The organism is Kitasatospora sp. NA04385 (genome assembly GCF_013364235.1).
GTDB lineage: Bacteria > Actinomycetota > Actinomycetes > Streptomycetales > Streptomycetaceae > Kitasatospora.
On record NZ_CP054919.1, the window covers coordinates 5,795,326 to 5,813,729 of the forward strand.

Below are 18,404 nucleotides of genomic sequence, written 5' to 3' on the forward strand. Positions count from 1 at the left end.
GGCGTGAGGAGGGGGATCGTCCCGTGCGCCGTGTAGCTACAAGGACGCACGGGACGATTCTGCCCTAACCGGGAGCCCGGTCAGGATTCGCTGGCGAACAGCTTGAGCACCGGGACGCCGACCTCGTGCCGGGCGCGGGAGGCCCAGTCCCGGTGGAAGAACTCCTCGACGAAGTGCGGCGAGGTCAGCACCAGCACCTCGTCGGCCCGGTTCTCCTCCACCACCTCGCGCAGCCGCACCAGCGGGTGCGCCCCGACCACCTCGCCGACCGCCTCCGCCCCGGCCCGCTGCAGGTGGCGCAGGCTGTGTTCGAGGGATTCGCCCGCAAGGGTGGGCGCGGCGTCCTCGCCGTCCTCGTGCTCGTGCACCGCCTTGTCCAGATGGCCGAGGGCCACGTCGTCCAGGGCGCGCAGCAACTCGTCCTGCTTGCCGCGGGGTTGCATCAGGACGACGAAGGAGACCCGCTCCTCGCCGTGGAGCGTGGTGACCAGCTCCACGTCGGCGTCGGAGAGTGCCTTCTCGATCATCAGTACGGTTTTGAACACGTGAGTCCCTTCGCTGGTGCGGGCCCCCGGGTCCGGCTCCGGCTCCCCTCCTTCATAGTGCCCGGAGGAAGGATTCCTCACGCTGCACACGCGCCACACGGATCACATGATCCACATCGATCAGGATGTGTCTCATCTGTCTCAGGTGAGGGCGGGCTCGCTCGGGGAGCGGTCCGGATCGGTCGGTCGCAGGTAGCGGGTGAAGAGGAAACCTTTCTCCTCGATCAATGACACCAGCCGCATCGGCCGGACGTCCGGGATTCCGGGGCCGTTCACGATCCTCGGTGAATCACCCGCCGTCACCAGGGGCGCCACCGACAGGCACAACTCGTCCAGCAGGCCGTCCGCCGCGAGCTGCCCGAGCAGGCGGGGACCGCCCTCCGAGAGCTGTCGGCGCCAACCACGCTCCGTGAGCGCGGCCACCGCCCGGGGGAGGTCCACCGAGCCCGTTCCTGCGGTGATCACATCGGCTGCGGCGGCCACCCGGGCCAGCCGGTCGGCCGGCGCGTCGACCGTGGTGACCACCACGGTCGGCACCAGCGGCTCGGTGAACAGCGGCGCCGAAAGGTCCAGCTCCAGGCTCCGCGACACCACCGCGATCACCGGCGCGGGCAGCTGGCCGGCGGCCGCCCGCCGGGCCGCGAACTCCGGCCGGGCCCGCCCCGGCCGGTACCCCTCGGCCCGCACCGTCTCGGCGCCCACCAGCACCACGTCGCACAGCGCCCGCAGCACCCCGAAGATCCGCTTGTCCGCCGTGCTGGACAGCCCCTCCGAGAGGCCGTCCAGCCGGGCCGCGCCGTCCAGCGAGGCGACCATGTTCGCCCGCAGCCACGGCCCCTCGGCGGGGTACGCGTACGCCCGGGCCAGCCACTGCGCGCTGCCGGGGGCGTCGGGGCCGTGCGGGGTGTCGCCGATCAGTTGCCTCATGGGTCCGAGTCTGGCAGGCGCCCCGGTGCGGCACGCCCCGCGCCCGGCGGCCCGGCCCGCGCGAGTACCCTGTTGTTTCGTGTCTGCTGCCTCGGAGTCCGATATCCGCACCGCGATAGCCCTGGCCGACCGGCGTCCGGTGGTACCGGCCGAGCGGCTGGTGGCGGAGATGGTGCCGCCGCCGCGCTTCGCCGGAGTGAGCTTCGGCAGCTACCTGCCGGACTCCTCCCAGCCCAGCCAGTACGAGGCCGTCCAGATCCTGGAGTCCTTCGCCGCCGGGCTGAACGGCGCCGCCGAGCCGCCCAAGCGCGGCTGGTTCCGGCGCTCGGCGCCCGCGCCCGCGGGGCCGGCCGGGATCTACCTGGACGGCGGGTACGGCGTCGGCAAGACGCACCTGCTGGCCTCGCTCTGGCACGCCGTCCCCGGCCCGAAGGCGTTCGGCACCTTCGTCGAGCTGACCAACCTGGTCGGCGCGCTGACCTTCCAGGGCGCGGTGCGCACGCTCAGCTCGCACCGGCTGCTGTGCATCGACGAGTTCGAGCTGGACGACCCGGGCGACACCGTGCTGGTCTCCACCCTGCTCGGCAAGCTGGTGGAGAACGGCGTCAAGCTGTGCGCGACCTCGAACACGCTGCCGGAGAAGCTCGGCGAGGGCCGGTTCGCCGCCGCCGACTTCATGCGGGAGATCCAGGGCCTGTCCGCGCACTTCCGCCCGGTCCGGATCGACGGCCAGGACTACCGCCACCGCGGCCTGCCCGCCGCCCCGCCGCCCTACGACGACGCCGAGGTCACCGCCCGCGCGGCCCGCGCCCCGGGCGCCTCGCTGGACGACTTCGACACCCTGCTGGAGCACCTGAAGGAGGTGCACCCCAGCCGGTACGGCGCACTGCTGGACGAGGTCGGCGCGGTGTTCCTGCGCGGGGTGCGCCAGGTGGACGACCAGGCGACCGCGCTGCGGCTGGTGGTGCTGGCCGACCGGATGTACGACCGGGAGCTGCCGATCACCGCCTCGGGCGTGCCGTTCGACCGGGTGTTCACCGAGGAGATGCTGCGCGGCGGCTACCGCAAGAAGTACCTGCGGGCGGTCTCCCGGCTGGTCGCGCTGGCCCGCGACTCCGCGAAGTAGCCCCGCCCGGCGCGCTCCGGCGGGGCCCGGGCGCGCGGACCGCCCCCGCTTGTCGGTGGCCGGTCGTACGGTGGGGGGCGTGCGTCCCATCACGAGTATCGAGCGGTCCGTGGCGCCCTTCGAGGTCGTCAGCCCCTACCAGCCCAACGGTGACCAGCCGGCGGCCATCGCCGAGCTGGAGCGCCGCGTCCGCGCCGGCGAGAAGGACGTCGTCCTGCTCGGCGCGACCGGCACCGGCAAGTCGGCCACCACGGCCTGGATGATCGAGAAGCTGCAGCGCCCCACCCTGGTGATGGCGCCGAACAAGACGCTGGCCGCCCAGCTGGCCAACGAGTTCCGCGAGCTGCTGCCGAACAACGCGGTCGAGTACTTCGTCTCGTACTACGACTACTACCAGCCCGAGGCGTACGTCCCGCAGACGGACACCTACATCGAGAAGGACTCCTCGATCAACGAGGAGGTCGAGCGGCTGCGCCACTCCGCCACCAACAGCCTGCTCACCCGGCGGGACGTGATCGTGGTGGCCTCGGTCTCCTGCATCTACGGCCTCGGCACCCCGCAGGAGTACGTGGACCGGATGGTCCGCCTCAAGGTCGGCGAGGAGGTCGACCGGGACGCCCTGCTGCGCCGCTTCGTCGACATCCAGTACACCCGCAACGACCTGGCGTTCACCCGCGGCACCTTCCGGGTCCGCGGCGACACCGTGGAGATCTTCCCGGTGTACGAGGAGCTCGCCGTCCGGATCGAGATGTTCGGCGACGAGATCGAGGCGCTGTACACGCTGCACCCGCTGACCGGCGAGGTGATCAGCCAGGACGACTCGGTCTACGTCTTCCCGGCCTCGCACTACGTGGCGGGCCCGGAGCGGATGGAGCGGGCGATCACCGGCATCGAGGCCGAGCTGGAGCAGAGCCTGGCCCGGATGGAGAAGCAGGGCAAACTGCTGGAGGCCCAGCGGCTGCGGATGCGCACCACGTACGACATCGAGATGCTCCGCCAGATCGGCACCTGCTCGGGCGTGGAGAACTACTCGATGCACTTCGACGGCCGCGAGCCCGGCTCCCCGCCGAACACCCTGCTCGACTACTTCCCGGAGGACTTCCTCCTGGTCATCGACGAGTCGCACGTCACCGTCCCGCAGATCGGCGCGATGTACGAGGGCGACGCCTCGCGCAAGCGCACGCTGGTCGAGCACGGCTTCCGGCTGCCCTCGGCGATGGACAACCGGCCGCTGAAGTGGGAGGAGTTCCAGGAGCGGATCGGCCAGACCGTCTACCTGTCGGCCACCCCCGGCAAGTACGAGCTGGCCCGCGGCGACGGCCAGGTCGAGCAGATCATCCGGCCGACCGGCCTGATCGACCCCGAGGTGATCGTCAAGCCCACCGAGGGCCAGATCGACGACCTGGTGCACGAGATCCGGCAGCGGGTGGAGAAGGACGAGCGGGTCCTGGTCACCACGCTCACCAAGAAGATGGCCGAGGACCTCACCGACTACTTCCTCGGCCTCGACATCCGGGTCCGCTACCTGCACAGCGACGTCGACACGCTGCGCCGGATCGAGCTGCTGCGCGAGCTGCGGGCCGGCGAGTACGACGTGCTGGTCGGCATCAACCTGCTCCGCGAGGGCCTCGACCTGCCCGAGGTCTCGCTGGTCGCGATCCTGGACGCGGACAAGGAGGGCTTCCTGCGCTCCGGCACCTCGCTGATCCAGACCATCGGCCGCGCCGCGCGCAACGTCTCCGGCCAGGTGCACATGTACGCGGACAAGATCACCCCGGCGATGGACCTGGCGATCGGCGAGACCAACCGCCGGCGCGCCGTCCAGCAGGCGTACAACGAGGAGCACGGGATCGACCCGCAGCCGCTGCGGAAGAAGATCGGCGACCTGCTCTCCACCATGGCGGGGGAGGACGTCGACACCGAGGAGCTGCTCGCCACCGGCTACCGGCAGCAGGGCAAGGGGAAGGCGCCGGTCCCGGCGCTGGGCATCGACCGCAAGCCGGCCAAGAGCCTGCCCGCGGCCGAACTCGCCGAGCTGATCCAGGACATGACCGACCGGATGCACACCGCCGCGGCCGAGCTGCAGTTCGAGGTGGCGGCCCGGCTGCGCGACGAGGTCAAGGAGCTCAAGCGCGAACTGCGGCAGATGCGGGAGGCCGGAATGGCCTGATCCGGTGTCAGTTCCGCCGGGCGGGCGGATAAATCCCCGCCCGGCGGGCACCGGTGTGTCGTAGTTTGGCCACAGTCCACTCCCACCCGAGGTGCGGCGGTCGAGCGTCGGCGTAGGGTGGGGCGCGGTCCGCCCGGAGCGCGAACGTTCCGGGTGCGGCCGGGTGTGCGACGAGGAGTCCGGGCGGGGCCCGGGGGAAGCAGAGGTCGGCAGCGTGTCCGTGAACCTGGCCAAGGGCCAGAGCGTCAGCCTGTTGAAGTCCACCGGCGAGACTCTGACCGTGGTCCGGATGGGCCTCGGGTGGAAGTCCGCCCCGCGCAAGCGCGGCTTCTTCAGCCGCCGTCCCCGCGAGATCGACCTCGACGCGTCCGCCCTGCTGTACGACGGCAAGGTGATGAGCGACGTGGTGTTCTTCTCGCACCTGGTGAGCAACGAGGGCTCGGTGCAGCACACCGGCGACAACCTGGTCGGCGGGGCGGGGGCGGGCGGCGACGACGAGAGCATCCTGGTCGACCTGGCCAAGGTGCCGCGCCGGGTCACCCAGATCGTCTTCACCGTCAGCTCGTACACCGGCCAGAACTTCACGGAGGTGCAGAACGCGCACTGCCGGCTGGTCGACGAGACCACCGGCCGGGAGCTGGCCCGCTACGAGCTGGCCGGCGGCGGCCCGCACACCGGGCAGATCATGGCCAAGGTCGAGCGGGACGGCGAGGGCGGCTGGAAGATGACCGCGATCGGCGCCCCCGCCAGCGGCCGCACCTTCCGGGACATGCTGCCCTTCATCGAGCCGTTCCTCTGACCGTTCCGGCGCCCGTCGGCCCCTCCCGCGCAAGGGACTTCTTTACCTTCTTTACCTTCCCTTGGTCTTCCTGTTAACCTTCTGGGAGCGGAGGGGAGTATTCCCCGTTCAGCGACCCCGTCATCACGGGCGCCCATCGCGGTGCCCCGGGGCGCTGGCCGTGCGGTGCCCGCCGGGTGGCGGGCCGCGCGGCGGAAGAGACCTCCGGCAGTGACGATTGTTCGCCTATCTGCCGGAGGAGCAGACATGGACGTATCCGCGGGCCTGTGGGCCGGCACCATCGCGGTGCTGATCGCCCTGGTGGTGGCCGACTTCTTCATCGGCGGCCGCAAGCCGCACGAGGTCTCCGTCAAGGAGGCCGGCATCTGGACGGCGGTCTGGGTGGCCCTGGCCGTGCTGTTCGGCGGCTTCCTCTGGTGGTACGGCGGCGGGAGGCCGGCCGGCGAGTTCTTCGCCGGGTACGTCACCGAGAAGTCGCTCAGCGTCGACAACCTGTTCGTGTTCATCCTGATCATGGGCAAGTTCGCGGTGCCCAGGATCTACCAGCAGCGGGTGCTGATGTTCGGCGTGATCATCGCCCTGGTGCTGCGGGCGGTCTTCATCGCCGGCGGCGCGGCGCTGGTCTCCCAGTTCTCCTGGGTCTTCTACGGCTTCGGCGCGTTCCTGGTCTGGACGGCCTGGAAGCTGATCAAGGAGGCCAGGGCGGAGGAGGAAGAGGAGGAGTTCGAGGAGAACCGCCTGCTCAAGTCGATCGAGCGGCGCTTCCCGTCCACCGACCGGTACCACGGCACCAAGCTGCTGGTCCGGGAGGGCGGCCGCCGGCTGATGACGCCGATGCTGATCGTGATGCTGGCGATCGGCACCACCGACGTGCTGTTCGCGCTCGACTCGATCCCGGCGATCTTCGGCCTCACCCAGGACCCGTACATCGTCTTCACCGCCAACGCCTTCGCGCTGATGGGCCTGCGCCAGCTGTACTTCCTGATCGGCGGCCTGCTGAAGAAGCTGGTCCACCTGTCCTACGGCCTGTCGGTGATCCTCGGCTTCATCGGCGTCAAGCTGGTCCTGCACGCGCTGCACGAGAGCGGCGTGCACGTGCCCGAGATCAGCATCCCGGTCTCGCTGGCCGTCATCGTGCTGACCCTGGCGGTCACCACCGTCACCAGCCTGGTCGCCGCGAGGAAGCAGGCGGCCGCGGAGGCCGCCGAGCCGGAGAAGGTCGACGCCTGACCCGCCCGCGGGGCCCCGCCGGACTCGTCCGGCGGGGCCCCGCGGCGTTCACCAGCCGCGCTCGCGCCACTCGGGCAGGTGCGGGCGCTCGGCGCCCAGCGTGGTGTCGTCGCCGTGGCCGGGGTAGACCCAGGTCTCGTCCGGGAGGACGTCGAAGACCTTCTCGTTGACGTCCCGGAACAGCGAGTCGAACGCGGCCGGGTCGCCCCAGGTGTTGCCGACCCCGCCCGGGAAGAGGCAGTCGCCGGTGAACAGGTGCGGGTGGCCCTGCGGGTCGTCGTAGAGCAGCACGATCGCGCCGGGGGTGTGGCCTACCAGGTGGCGCACCGTCAGCTCGACCTGCCCGAAGCGCAGCACCGAGCCGTCCTCCAGCGGCAGGTCGGTGGGCACCTCGATGCCCTCCGCGTCGATCCGCCCGGCCATGGTGCGGGCGCCGGTGACGGCCACCACCTCGGCCAGCGCGCCCCAGTGGTCGCGGTGCCGGTGGGTGGTGACCACCGCGGCCAGCCGGGGGCCGACCGTCTCCAGCAGCACCGGCGCGTCGGCCGCCGCGTCGATCAGCAGCTGCTCGTCGGTGGCCCGGCAGCGCAGCAGGTAGGCGTTGTTGTCGTGCGGACCGACCGCGACCTTGGTGATGATCAGGTGGGCCAGCTCCCGGACGTCCGGTGCCCCGCCGACCTTCACCGCTCCGTGGTACGTCATCACACAGCTCCTCGCTCGTTGCCCGGCCCCCGTCAACCGTCCCCCATCATCCCATCGGGGGGAGCTCGGGCAGGGCGGTTCGGGGGTCGACCAGGCCCTCGCCGCCGCGGTGGACCCGGAGGCCGTCCCCGTCCGCGCGGCCGGACAGCCAGCCGGTGAGCGCCCGCACCGGGCCCTCCGCGGTCAGCCCGGGCGCGCTGCCGCCGGCGCCGCCGATCCGGACCTCCAGGCCGGCGTCCTCGGCGACCAGCAGCACGCCGGGCAGCTCCGGATCGGCGCCGAGGTGCTCGCCCAGGCGCCGGAACTCGGCGACGGCGAACGGCTCCGGCCAGTGCGCCGGGGTGTAGCCGGCGTTCAGGTCGACGTGGTGGTACTCCAGCTCGGCCAGCCGCCGCGAGGGGATCTGCCAGGCCGGGAAGACGTAGCCGGAGCGGTGGGTGATCGGGACGGTCCAGTGCTCGGGGTCGAGCAGCGCGGCGGCCTCCAGGAAGCGCTGCTGGCTGGCCCTGATGTCGGCGACCTGCTCGTCCAGCGGGCGCCCGGCGCCGGCCTCGATGCCGGCGTCCCGGCTCTGCGGGGAGGCGTACTGCGGCACGTCCTGTCCGGTGCGGGCGCCGGTCAGCAGGTTGACCAGGGAGTCCGCGTTGCGGGCGAGGTGGGCCAGCACGTGCCCGCGGGTCCAGCCGGGCAGGCCGGAGGGCTCGGACACCCCGGCGGGCGCCAGCTCGGCGAGGGTGTGCAGCAGCAGCTCGGTGCTCTCGGCGGTGGCCCGCAGCTGTTCGGCGGCGGTGGCGGCGGCGGTCGCGGGGTCGGTGACGGCCGCGGGGCCGGTGGTGGGGTCGCTCATCGGGCGGTGCCTTTCGACGGTCGGTGGTGCGGGTCGAGGCGGTGCAGAGACGGTGCGGCGGGTGGTGCGGGCGGTGGTGCGGCGGGCGGTCCGGGCGTTGCCCGGGCCGGTTGTCAGTCGTTGACGCTACCGTCGAGCGCGGGTGCCGTTCACCCGTCCGGGTGGCTTCGGCTGGACAGGCTCAGATTCGAACGAATGAGCTAGTACGCTGGCAGGCGCATCCTGGAAGAAGCACGAAGAAGCACACCCCCTCTCCTCCCTTCGACCCTCCCTTCGACCCGGAGAAAGGCGCCAGTAGCAGTGGCAGACCGCCTCGTCGTCCGTGGTGCACGCGAGCACAACCTCAAGAACGTCTCGCTCGACCTGCCCCGGGACTCCCTCATCGTCTTCACGGGCCTCTCCGGGTCCGGCAAGTCCTCCCTCGCCTTCGACACGATCTTCGCCGAGGGCCAGCGGCGCTACGTCGAGTCGCTGTCCTCGTACGCCCGCCAGTTCCTCGGGCAGATGGACAAGCCGGACGTCGACTTCATCGAGGGCCTCTCCCCGGCCGTCTCGATCGACCAGAAGTCCACCAGCCGCAACCCCCGCTCCACCGTCGGCACCATCACCGAGGTGTACGACTACCTGCGCCTGCTGTTCGCCCGGATCGGCAAGCCGCACTGCCCGCACTGCGGCCGCCCGATCGCCCGGCAGTCGCCGCAGGCCATCGTCGACAAGGTGCTGGAGCTGCCCGAGGGCACCCGCTTCCAGGTGCTCAGCCCGGTCGTCCGGGAGCGCAAGGGCGAGTTCGTCGACCTCTTCGCCGACCTGCAGTCCAAGGGCTACGCCCGGGCCCGGGTGGACGGGCAGACCGTCCAGCTGACCGAGCCGCCGGTGCTGAAGAAGCAGGAGAAGCACACCGTCGAGGTGGTCATCGACCGCCTCACCGTCAAGGCGGGCGCCAAGCGCCGGCTCACCGACTCGGTGGAGACCGCGCTCAAGCTGGCCGGCGGCATGGTGGTGCTCGACTTCGTCGACCTGCCGGAGGACGACCCCGAGCGCGAGCGGATGTTCTCGGAGCACCTCTACTGCCCGTACGACGACGTCTCCTTCGAGGAGCTGGAGCCGCGCTCCTTCTCCTTCAACTCGCCGTTCGGCGCCTGCCCGGACTGCTCGGGCCTGGGCAACCGGATGGAGGTCGACCCGGAGCTGCTCGTCCCCGACGAGGAGAAGTCGCTCGACGAGGGCGCCATCCACCCCTGGTCGCAGGGCGCCACCAAGGAGTACTTCCAGCGCCTGGTCAACGCGCTGGCCGCCGAGCTCGGCTTCCGCACCGACATCCCGTGGGCCGGGCTGCCGGTGCGGGCGAAGAAGGCGCTGCTGTACGGGCACAAGACCCAGGTCGAGGTCCGCTACCGCAACCGGTACGGCCGCGAGCGCTCGTACACCACCGCCTTCGAGGGCGTCGTCCCGTTCGTCACCCGCCGGCACTCCGAGTCGGAGAGCGACGCCGGGCGCGAGCGCTTCGAGGGCTACATGCGCGAGGTGCCCTGCCCGACCTGCAAGGGCACCCGGCTCAAGCCGGTGGTCCTCGCCGTCACGGTGATGGACCGCTCGATCGCCGAGGTCTCGGCGATGTCGATCAGCGACTGCGCGGACTTCCTCGGCGCGCTGCGGCTGGACCGCCGGGACAAGCAGATCGCCGAGCGGGTGCTCAAGGAGGTGCTGGAGCGGCTGCGCTTCCTGGTGGACGTCGGCCTCGACTACCTCTCGCTCAACCGCGCCGCGGGCACGCTCTCCGGCGGCGAGGCCCAGCGCATCCGGCTCGCCACCCAGATCGGCTCCGGCCTGGTCGGCGTGCTGTACGTGCTGGACGAGCCGTCCATCGGCCTGCACCAGCGCGACAACCACCGCCTGATCGAGACCCTGGTCCGGCTGCGGGACATCGGCAACACCCTGATCGTCGTCGAGCACGACGAGGACACCATCAAGACCGCCGACTGGATCGTCGACATCGGCCCCGGCGCCGGCGAGCACGGCGGCAAGGTGGTGCACTCCGGCTCGCTGAAGGAGCTGCTGGCCAACGAGGAGTCGCTGACCGGCCAGTACCTCTCCGGCAAGCGGGCCATCCCGATCCCGGCGGCCCGCCGCCCGCGCGACAAGAAGCGCCAGCTGGTGGTGCACGGCGCCCGCGAGCACAACCTGAAGGACGTCACGGTCGCCTTCCCGCTCGGCACCTTCACCGCCGTCACCGGCGTCTCCGGCTCCGGCAAGTCCACGCTGGTCAACGACATCCTGTACGCGCACCTGGCCCGCGAGCTGAACGGCGCCCGCAGCGTCCCCGGCCGGCACACCCGGATCACCGGCACCGACCTGGTCGACAAGGTGGTGCACGTCGACCAGTCGCCGATCGGCCGCACCCCGCGCTCCAACCCGGCCACCTACACCGGCGTCTTCGACCACGTGCGCAAGCTGTTCGCGGAGACCCAGGAGGCCAAGGTCCGCGGCTACCTGCCCGGCCGGTTCTCGTTCAACGTCAAGGGCGGCCGCTGCGAGAACTGCTCCGGCGACGGCACCATCAAGATCGAGATGAACTTCCTGCCGGACGTCTACGTCCCCTGCGAGGTCTGCCACGGCGACCGCTACAACCGGGAGACGCTGGAGGTCCACTACAAGGGCAAGTCCATCGCCGAGGTGCTGAACATGCCGATCGAGGAGGCGCTCGACTTCTTCGAGGCCGTCCCCGCGATCGCCCGGCACCTCAAGACGCTCAAGGAGGTCGGCCTCGGGTACGTCCGGCTCGGCCAGCCCGCCACCACGCTCTCCGGCGGCGAGGCCCAGCGCGTCAAGCTCTCCGCCGAGCTCCAGAAGCGCTCCACCGGGCGGACGGTCTACGTCCTGGACGAGCCCACCACCGGCCTGCACTTCGAGGACATCAGCAAGCTGATCAAGGTCCTGGAGGGGCTGGTCGAGAAGGGCAACACCGTCATCGTCATCGAGCACAACCTCGACGTCATCAAGACCGCCGACTGGCTGGTCGACATGGGCCCCGAGGGCGGCTCCGGCGGCGGCGGCGTGGTCGTCGAGGGCACCCCGGAGGAGGTCGCGGCCTCCACCGCCAGCCACACCGGCAAGTTCCTGCGGGACATCCTGCCGGGTGTCTCCGACGCGGCGCCCGCCAAGCGCCGCAAGAAGTAGCCGCCGCGCGCGGCCGGGCCCGCCCCGAGAGCCTCCGCGGCTCCCCGGGCGGGCCCGTCCGCGCGTGCTAGGTTGCTGGCGCCAAAACCCGCACCGAGGAGCCCCGATGACCGAGCCCACCGCCTCCCGCCGTACCGTCCTGTGCTGCGCGGCCGTCGCGCTCGCGGGGGCCACCGCCGCGGGCTGCTCCTCCTCCTCCGGCGGCGGCAAGGAGGAGCCGAAGTCCGCCGGCCCGGTCGACCTCGGCCCCGCCGCGGACGTGCCGGTCGGCGGCGGCAAGGTGTACAAGGAGCAGGCCGTCGTGGTCACGCAGCCGGCCGCGGGGGAGTACAAGGCGTTCAGCGCGAAGTGCACGCACGCCGGGTGCCTGGTCAACGGGGTGGTCAAGGAGCAGATCCAGTGCCTGTGCCACGGCAGCCGGTTCGGGATCGCCGACGGCGCGGTGCAGGACGGCCCGGCGCCCTCGCCGCTGCCCGCCTACCGGGTCGCGGTGCAGAACGGGAACCTCCAGGTCACCAAGGGCTGACCGGCACCCGGCGCCCCCCGCGCCGGACCGGCGTCCGGACCGGCGTCCGGCCCGGGGCGCGGCCGCGGGCGTCCGACTGACGGCGTCCGCACCGGAGTGTCACCGGCAGTCGGTACGGTAGGGGCATGGCAGACCCGTCCACCTACCGACCGGCGCCGGGGGCGATCCCGCTCTCGCCCGGGGTGTACAAGTTCCGCGACGCACACGGCCGGGTCATCTACGTGGGCAAGGCCAAGAGCCTGCGCCAGCGCCTGTCCTCGTACTTCCAGGACGTGGCGAACCTGCACCCGCGCACCGCGACGATGGTCACCACCGCGGCCTCCGTGGAGTGGACGGTGGTCTCCACCGAGGTCGAGGCGCTGCAGCTGGAGTACTCCTGGATCAAGGAGTTCGACCCGCGGTTCAACGTCAAGTACCGGGACGACAAGAGCTACCCGGAGCTGGCGGTCACCCTCGACGAGGAGTACCCCCGGGTCCAGGTGACGCGCGGGGCGCACAAGAAGGGCGTGCGCTACTTCGGCCCGTACGGCCACGCCTGGGCGATCCGCGAGACGGTCGACCTGCTGCTGCGGGTCTTCCCGGTGCGGACGTGCTCCAACGGCGTCTTCAAGCGAGCCCAGCAGGTCGGCCGCCCCTGCCTGCTCGGGTACATCGGCAAGTGCGCGGCGCCCTGCGTGGGCCGGGTGAGCGCCGCCGAGCACCGCGAACTCGCCGAGGAGTTCTGCGACTTCATGGCCGGCCGGACGGGCGGCCACCTGCGCCGGGTGGAGCAGGAGATGCAGCAGGCCGCCGCCGAGATGGAGTACGAGAAGGCGGCCCGGCTGCGCGACGACCTGGGCGCCCTGAAGCGCGCGATGGAGAAGAACGCGGTCGTCCTCGGCGACGGCACCGACGCCGACCTGCTGGCCCTGGCCGAGGACGAGCTGGAGGCCGCCGTGCAGATCTTCCACGTCCGCGGCGGCCGGGTGCGCGGCCAGCGCGGCTGGGTCACCGACAAGGTCGAGGACGTGGACACCGCCGGCCTGGTCGAGCACGCCCTGCAGCAGCTCTACGGCGAGGGCAACGAGCAGGTCCCGCGCGAGGTGCTCGTCCCCGCGCTGCCCGGCGAGGCCGTGCACGAGTGGCTGTCCGGCCTGCGCGGCGCCCAGGTCGACCTGCGCGTCCCGCAGCGCGGCGACAAGAAGGACCTGATGGAGACGGTCCACCGCAACGCCCAGCAGGCGCTGGCGCTGCACAAGACCAAGCGCGCCTCCGACCTGACCACCCGCAGCCGCGCCCTCCAGGAGATCGCCGACGCCCTGGAGCTGGACTCGGTGCCGCTGCGCATCGAGTGCTTCGACATCTCGCACCTCCAGGGCGAGGACGTGGTCGCCTCCATGGTGGTCTTCGAGGACGGCCTGGCCCGCAAGAGCGAGTACCGCCGCTTCCAGATCAAGGGCTTCGAGGGCCAGGACGACGTCCGCTCGATGCACGAGGTGATCACCCGCCGCTTCCGCCGCTACCTCCAGGAGCGCGAGCGCACCGGCGAGTGGGCGGTCCCCGAGGAGGCGCCGGAGGACGACGGCTCGCCGCTCGACGAGAACGGCCGCCCCAAGCGCTTCGCCTACCCGCCGCAGCTGCTGGTGGTCGACGGCGGGCAGCCCCAGGTCGCCGCCGCCGTGCGGGCGCTGGACGCCCTGGGCATCGACGACGTCGCGGTGTGCGGCCTGGCCAAGCGGCTGGAGGAGGTCTGGCTGCCCGGCCAGGACGACCCGGTGGTGCTGCCGCGCTCCAGCGAGGGCCTCTACCTGCTGCAGCGGGTGCGCGACGAGGCGCACCGCTTCGCCATCACCTACCAGCGCGCCAAGCGGGCCAAACGGCTCACGGCGGGGGAACTGGACTCCGTCCCCGGCCTGGGCGAGACTCGCCGCCGGGCGCTGCTCAAGCACTTCGGTTCCCTGAAGCGGCTGCGGGCGGCGACCGTCGACGACATCTGCGAGGTCCCCGGGGTCGGGCGCCGGACGGCCGAGACTGTTGTCGCGGCCTTGGCCTCCCGTACACCTGCCGCATTCGCGGTCAACACCGCGACCGGCGAGATCATCGAAGACAGCACGGCCACAGCAGTACCGAGAAGCGGGGAAGAGACGTGACAGTGTCCAACGGGGGAGAGACCACCCCCGAGCTGGTGATCATCTCCGGCATGTCCGGGGCGGGCCGTTCCACCGCCGCCAAGTGCCTGGAGGACCTCGGCTGGTTCGTGGTCGACAACCTGCCGCCCGCCCTGATCCCCACCATGGTCGACCTGGGGGCCCGCTCGCAGGGCGCGGTGCCGCGGATCGGCGCCGTGGTCGACGTCCGCGGCCGCACCTTCTTCGACGACCTGCTGACCTCCCTGGAGGAGCTGGAGAAGCGCGGCGTCCGGCTCCGGGTGGTCTTCCTCGACTCCTCCGACGACGCCCTGGTGCGCCGCTTCGAGAACGTCCGCCGCCCGCACCCGCTGCAGGGCGACGGCCGGATCGTCGACGGCATCGCCCAGGAGCGCGAGCTGCTGCGCGAGCTGCGCGGCGAGGCCGACCTGGTGGTCGACACCTCCAACCTCAACGTGCACCAGCTGCGCGCCAAGATGGACGCCCAGTTCGCCGGCCAGGACGAGCCCGAGCTGCGCGCCACCGTGATGTCCTTCGGCTTCAAGTACGGCCTGCCGGTCGACGCCGACCTGGTGGTCGACTGCCGCTTCCTGCCCAACCCGCACTGGGTGCCCGAGCTGCGCGCCCGCACCGGCACCGACCCGGACGTCGCCGAGTACGTCTTCCAGCAGCCCGGCGCCCAGCAGTTCGTCGACGGCTACACCGAGCTGCTGCGGATCATCACCGAGGGCTACCGGCGGGAGGGGAAGCGCTACATGACGCTTGCCGTAGGCTGCACCGGAGGCAAGCACCGCAGCGTGGCGATGTCCGAACAGCTGACGAAGCGTCTGATCGCGGACGGGGTCGAGACGGTGCTGGTCCACCGGGACATGGGCCGGGAGTAGCGGCCGGGAACCACCCGCACCGCCGCCCCGGCCGAGCACGAGACAGGAACACGGTGTCGGCGTGACGGGATACGTGCCAGCGCGGCAGCAGCTCCGGACCAGACCGGCCGAGCGGGCCCCGCGGCCCGGGGCGCCGAGGATCGCCGCACTCGGCGGCGGCCAGGGCCTGTCCGCCTCGCTGTCCGCGCTGCGCCGGCTGACCACCGAGCTGACCGCGGTGGTCACCGTCGCCGACGACGGCGGCTCCAGCGGGCGGCTGCGCACCGAGCTCGGCGTGCTGCCGCCCGGCGACCTGCGCAAGGCGCTGGCCGCGCTGTGCGGCGACGACGAGTGGGGCCGGACCTGGTCCGAGGTGATCCAGCAGCGCTTCGCCGGCACCGGCGAGCTCGGCGGCCACGCGGTGGGCAACCTGCTGATCGTGGCGCTCTGGGAGAAGCTCGGCGACCCGGTGGAGGCGCTGAACTGGGTCGGCCGGCTGCTGAACGTGCAGGGCCGGGTGCTGCCGATGTCGGCCGTCCCGCTGGACATCGAGGCCCTGGTGCGCGGCCACGACCCGCTGCGCCCCGGCGAGGTGTCCGCGGTGCGCGGCCAGGCGGCGGTGGCGGTCACCCCCGGCACCGTGCAGTCGATCCGGCTGCTCCCGGACGGGCCGCCCGCCGTCCCCGAGGCCGTGCAGGCCGTCCTGGAGGCGGACTGGGTGGTGCTCGGCCCCGGCTCCTGGTTCACCAGCGTGCTGCCGCACCTGCTGGTCCCCGACCTCGCCCGGGCGCTCACCGAGACCCGGGCCCGCCGCCTGCTCACCCTCAACCTGGCCCCGCAGCCCGGCGAGACCGAGGGCTTCACCCCGCAGCGCCACCTGGAGGTGATCGCCGACCACGCCCCCAAGCTGGCGGTGGATGCGATCCTGGTGGACGAGCGGGCGGTCAGCGGCGGCGCCTTCGGGGTCGCCGACCTGGCCGGCCTGGAACAGGCCGCCGAGCGGATGGGCGCCGCCCTGGTGCTCGACTCGGTGGCCCGCGCGGACGGGACGCCGCGACACGACGCGGAGCTCTTGGCCGCCGCGTACGACCGGATTTTCCGGACTCATGGAAGGATCGGCCCATGGCGATGACGGCAGCGGTGAAAGACGAGATCTCCCGGCTTCCCGTCACCCGTGCCTGCTGCCGCAAGGCGGAGGTCTCGGCGATCCTGCGTTTTGCGGGCGGACTGCACATTGTGAGCGGCCGCATCGTGATCGAGGCGGAGCTGGACACCGGCATTGCGGCACGGCGGCTGCGCAAGGACCTCCTGGAGATCTTCGGACACTCCTCGGATCTGGTGGTGATGGCCCCCGGCGGGCTGCGACGCGGCAGCCGGTACGTGGTGCGGGTGGTGAAGGACGGCGAGCTGCTGGCCCGGCAGACCGGGCTGGTGGACGGACGCGGACGGCCGATCCGGGGCCTGCCCCCGGCGGTGGTGTCCGGGGCGACCTGCGACGCGGAGGCGGCCTGGCGCGGCGCCTTCCTCGCGCACGGCTCGCTGACCGAGCCCGGGCGCTCCTCCTCCCTGGAGATCACCTGCCCGGGTTCCGAGGCGGCGCTCGCCCTGGTCGGCGCGGCCCGCCGGCTCGGCATCCCGGCCAAGGCCCGCGAGGTGCGCGGCGTCGACCGGGTGGTGATCCGGGACGGCGACGCGATCGGCGCGCTGCTCACCCGGCTCGGTGCGCACGAGTCGGTGCTGGCCTGGGAGGAGCGCCGGATGCGCCGCGAGGTGCGGGCCACCGCCAACCGGCTGGCCAACTTCGACGACGCCAACCTGCGCCGCTCGGCCCGCGCCGCGGTCGCCGCCGGCGCCCGGGTGCAGCGCGCCCTGGAGATCCTCGGCGAGGAGGTGCCCGAGCACCTGGCCGCGGCCGGCGCGCTGCGCATGCAGCACAAGCAGGCCTCGCTGGAGGAGCTGGGCGCGCTCGCCGACCCGCCGCTGACCAAGGACGCGGTGGCCGGGCGGATCCGCCGGCTGCTGGCGATGGCGGACAAGCGGGCCGCCGAACTCGGCCTGCCGAACACCGAGGCCAACCTCACCGAGGAGATGGCCCTGAACTGACGGTCGGTCAACCGTCCCGCAGCACACCGGAGGGGCGCGCGGAGCAGGTCGCGGCAGTCGCCGCGCCCGCCCCGCGCGCCCCTCCGGCGCACCCGGCCCGCCCCGTCCCAACCGGTGAGGCGATGTGCCTTGCGACACTTGAGCGAGGTAGGGTCAGCAGTGGTCGGGGACAACCCAAATTTCACCCCCGTCGGGCTCCGGCCCGGCGTACCTAAGAGGAGATCGGTTCGTGACGATCCGGGTAGGCATCAACGGGTTCGGCCGCATCGGCCGCAACTTCTTCCGTGCGGTCAAGTCCCAGGGCGCTGACATCGAGATCGTCGGTGTCAACGACCTGACCGACACCAAGACGCTGGCTCACCTGCTCAAGTACGACACCACTCTCGGTACCTTCCCCGGCGAGGTCTCGCACACCGAGGACAGCATCACCGTCGACGGTCACACCTTCAAGGTCACCGCCGAGCGCGACCCCGCCAACCTTCCCTGGGCCGCCCTGGGCGCCGACATCGTCGTCGAGTCCACCGGCATCTTCACCAAGGCCGATGCTGCGAAGAAGCACATCACCGCCGGTGCGAAGAAGGTCATCATCTCGGCGCCCGCCAGCGACGAGGACATCACCATCGTCCTGGGCGTCAACGAGGACAAGTACGACGCGGCGGCGCACGACATCATCTCCAACGCCTCCTGCACCACCAACTGCGTGGCGCCGATGGCGAAGGTCCTGCACGAGAACTTCGGCATCGTCAAGGGCCTGATGACCACCGTGCACGCCTTCACCAACGACCAGGTCACCCTGGACTTCCCGCACAAGGACCTGCGTCGCGCCCGCGCCGCCTCGCAGAACATCATCCCGACCTCGACCGGTGCCGCCAAGGCCACCGCCCTGGTCCTGCCGGAGCTCAAGGGCAAGCTGGACGGCACCTCGCTGCGCGTCCCGGTCCCGACCGGCTCCATCACCGACCTGGTGGTCACCCTCGAGCGCGAGGTCACCAAGGACGAGGTCAACGCCGCGTTCCAGAAGGCCGCGCAGGAGGGCCCGCTCAAGGGCTACCTGGCGTACACCGAGGACCCGATCGTCTCCTCGGACATCGTCAACGACCCGCACTCCTGCATCTTCGACTCGCAGCTGACGATGGTCCAGGGCAACCAGGTCAAGGTGCTCGGCTGGTACGACAACGAGTTCGGCTACTCCAACCGCCTCGTCAACCTGGTCTCCCTCGTCGGCGACCAGCTCTGACCCCGGCGGTAGTCGACGTGACGTAA

14 protein-coding genes and 1 pseudogene are annotated in these 18,404 nt (G+C 71.7%); 11 read left to right on the forward strand and 4 right to left on the reverse strand.

Features of this window, described 5'->3' with window-relative positions:
* Window positions 1–80: 80 nt before the first annotated feature.
* Together HUT16_RS25745 and HUT16_RS25750 are read right to left on the reverse strand one after the other, a co-directional pair.
* Window positions 81–545, reverse strand: coding sequence for an indole-3-glycerol phosphate synthase (locus tag HUT16_RS25745; RefSeq protein WP_176190426.1), 465 nt, complete (start codon window positions 543–545; stop codon window positions 81–83).
* 141 nt (window positions 546–686) lie between these two features.
* Complete coding sequence (locus HUT16_RS25750) at window positions 687–1,472, reverse strand: pyrimidine reductase family protein (RefSeq protein WP_176190427.1); 786 nt, start codon at window positions 1,470–1,472, stop codon at window positions 687–689.
* A gap of 79 nt (window positions 1,473–1,551) precedes the next feature.
* On the opposite strand from HUT16_RS25750, the gene zapE reads away from it, so the two are divergent.
* The 4 genes from zapE (at window position 1,552) to HUT16_RS25770 (ending at window position 6,797) form a co-directional block, all read left to right on the forward strand.
* The gene (gene zapE, locus HUT16_RS25755) at window positions 1,552–2,598 is read left to right on the forward strand and encodes a cell division protein ZapE (protein WP_176190428.1); all 1,047 of its coding nucleotides are present in this window, start codon (window positions 1,552–1,554) and stop codon (window positions 2,596–2,598) included.
* Window positions 2,599–2,677: 79 nt separating this feature from the next.
* The gene (uvrB, locus tag HUT16_RS25760) at window positions 2,678–4,768 is read left to right on the forward strand and encodes an excinuclease ABC subunit UvrB (protein WP_176190430.1); all 2,091 of its coding nucleotides are present in this window, start codon (window positions 2,678–2,680) and stop codon (window positions 4,766–4,768) included.
* A 214-nt stretch (window positions 4,769–4,982) separates the two neighbouring features.
* Entirely contained in the window at window positions 4,983–5,567 is a 585-nt protein-coding gene (locus tag HUT16_RS25765) for a TerD family protein (protein WP_176190431.1), read from the forward strand.
* Window positions 5,568–5,813: 246 nt separating this feature from the next.
* Entirely contained in the window at window positions 5,814–6,797 is a 984-nt protein-coding gene (locus tag HUT16_RS25770; RefSeq protein ID WP_176190432.1) for a TerC family protein, read from the forward strand.
* A gap of 48 nt (window positions 6,798–6,845) precedes the next feature.
* On the opposite strand, the gene HUT16_RS25775 is transcribed toward HUT16_RS25770, so the two are convergent.
* Both HUT16_RS25775 and HUT16_RS25780 read right to left on the reverse strand, forming a co-directional pair.
* The gene (locus HUT16_RS25775) at window positions 6,846–7,499 is read right to left on the reverse strand and encodes an MBL fold metallo-hydrolase (protein ID WP_176190433.1); all 654 of its coding nucleotides are present in this window, start codon (window positions 7,497–7,499) and stop codon (window positions 6,846–6,848) included.
* 46 nt (window positions 7,500–7,545) lie between these two features.
* Window positions 7,546–8,346 (reverse strand): maleylpyruvate isomerase family mycothiol-dependent enzyme, encoded by an 801-nt coding sequence (locus HUT16_RS25780; protein ID WP_176190434.1) that lies wholly within the window; start codon window positions 8,344–8,346, stop codon window positions 7,546–7,548.
* A 300-nt stretch (window positions 8,347–8,646) separates the two neighbouring features.
* On the opposite strand from HUT16_RS25780, the pseudogene uvrA reads away from it, so the two are divergent.
* The 7 genes and pseudogenes from uvrA to gap all read left to right on the forward strand — a co-directional run.
* Window positions 8,647–11,520 (forward strand): annotated as a pseudogene (gene uvrA, locus HUT16_RS25785) (excinuclease ABC subunit UvrA); the annotation flags it as partial.
* A 109-nt stretch (window positions 11,521–11,629) separates the two neighbouring features.
* Window positions 11,630–12,049 carry a Rieske (2Fe-2S) protein gene (locus HUT16_RS25790; RefSeq protein WP_176190436.1) on the forward strand — a complete coding sequence of 140 codons (420 nt, stop codon included), beginning with the start codon at window positions 11,630–11,632 and terminating at the stop codon, window positions 12,047–12,049.
* A 125-nt stretch (window positions 12,050–12,174) separates the two neighbouring features.
* On the forward strand, window positions 12,175–14,178 hold the full coding sequence (gene uvrC, locus HUT16_RS25795; protein ID WP_176190437.1) for an excinuclease ABC subunit UvrC: 2,004 nt from the start codon (window positions 12,175–12,177) through the stop codon (window positions 14,176–14,178).
* A 2-nt stretch (window positions 14,179–14,180) separates the two neighbouring features.
* Window positions 14,181–15,059, forward strand: a complete 879-nt coding sequence (gene rapZ / locus HUT16_RS25800; RefSeq protein WP_176192872.1) for an RNase adapter RapZ — start codon at window positions 14,181–14,183, stop codon at window positions 15,057–15,059.
* Between the two features lie 73 nt (window positions 15,060–15,132).
* Entirely contained in the window at window positions 15,133–16,170 is a 1,038-nt protein-coding gene (gene yvcK / locus HUT16_RS25805) for a uridine diphosphate-N-acetylglucosamine-binding protein YvcK (RefSeq protein WP_254898365.1), read from the forward strand.
* The gene (whiA, locus tag HUT16_RS25810; RefSeq protein ID WP_014138611.1) at window positions 16,161–17,141 is read left to right on the forward strand and encodes a DNA-binding protein WhiA; all 981 of its coding nucleotides are present in this window, start codon (window positions 16,161–16,163) and stop codon (window positions 17,139–17,141) included. Before yvcK ends, whiA begins: the two co-directional genes overlap by 10 nt.
* Window positions 17,142–17,370: 229 nt before the next feature.
* Complete coding sequence (gap, locus tag HUT16_RS25815) at window positions 17,371–18,378, forward strand: type I glyceraldehyde-3-phosphate dehydrogenase (protein WP_014138612.1); 1,008 nt, start codon at window positions 17,371–17,373, stop codon at window positions 18,376–18,378.
* The last annotated feature ends 26 nt before the right edge of the window (window positions 18,379–18,404 follow it).

What these genes read in the sequence shown, in the direction of transcription:
- whiA (WP_014138611.1), top strand. Translation starts at nt 16,161, where the DNA reads ATGGCGATGACGGCAGCGGTGAAAGACGAGATCTCCCGGCTTCCCGTC.
- HUT16_RS25750 (WP_176190427.1), bottom strand. Translation starts at nt 1,472, where the DNA reads ATGAGGCAACTGATCGGCGACACCCCGCACGGCCCCGACGCCCCCGGC.
- uvrC (WP_176190437.1), top strand. Translation starts at nt 12,175, where the DNA reads ATGGCAGACCCGTCCACCTACCGACCGGCGCCGGGGGCGATCCCGCTC.
- HUT16_RS25780 (WP_176190434.1), bottom strand. Translation starts at nt 8,346, where the DNA reads ATGAGCGACCCCACCACCGGCCCCGCGGCCGTCACCGACCCCGCGACC.
- HUT16_RS25770 (WP_176190432.1), top strand. Translation starts at nt 5,814, where the DNA reads ATGGACGTATCCGCGGGCCTGTGGGCCGGCACCATCGCGGTGCTGATC.
- HUT16_RS25790 (WP_176190436.1), top strand. Translation starts at nt 11,630, where the DNA reads ATGACCGAGCCCACCGCCTCCCGCCGTACCGTCCTGTGCTGCGCGGCC.
- HUT16_RS25775 (WP_176190433.1), bottom strand. Translation starts at nt 7,499, where the DNA reads ATGACGTACCACGGAGCGGTGAAGGTCGGCGGGGCACCGGACGTCCGG.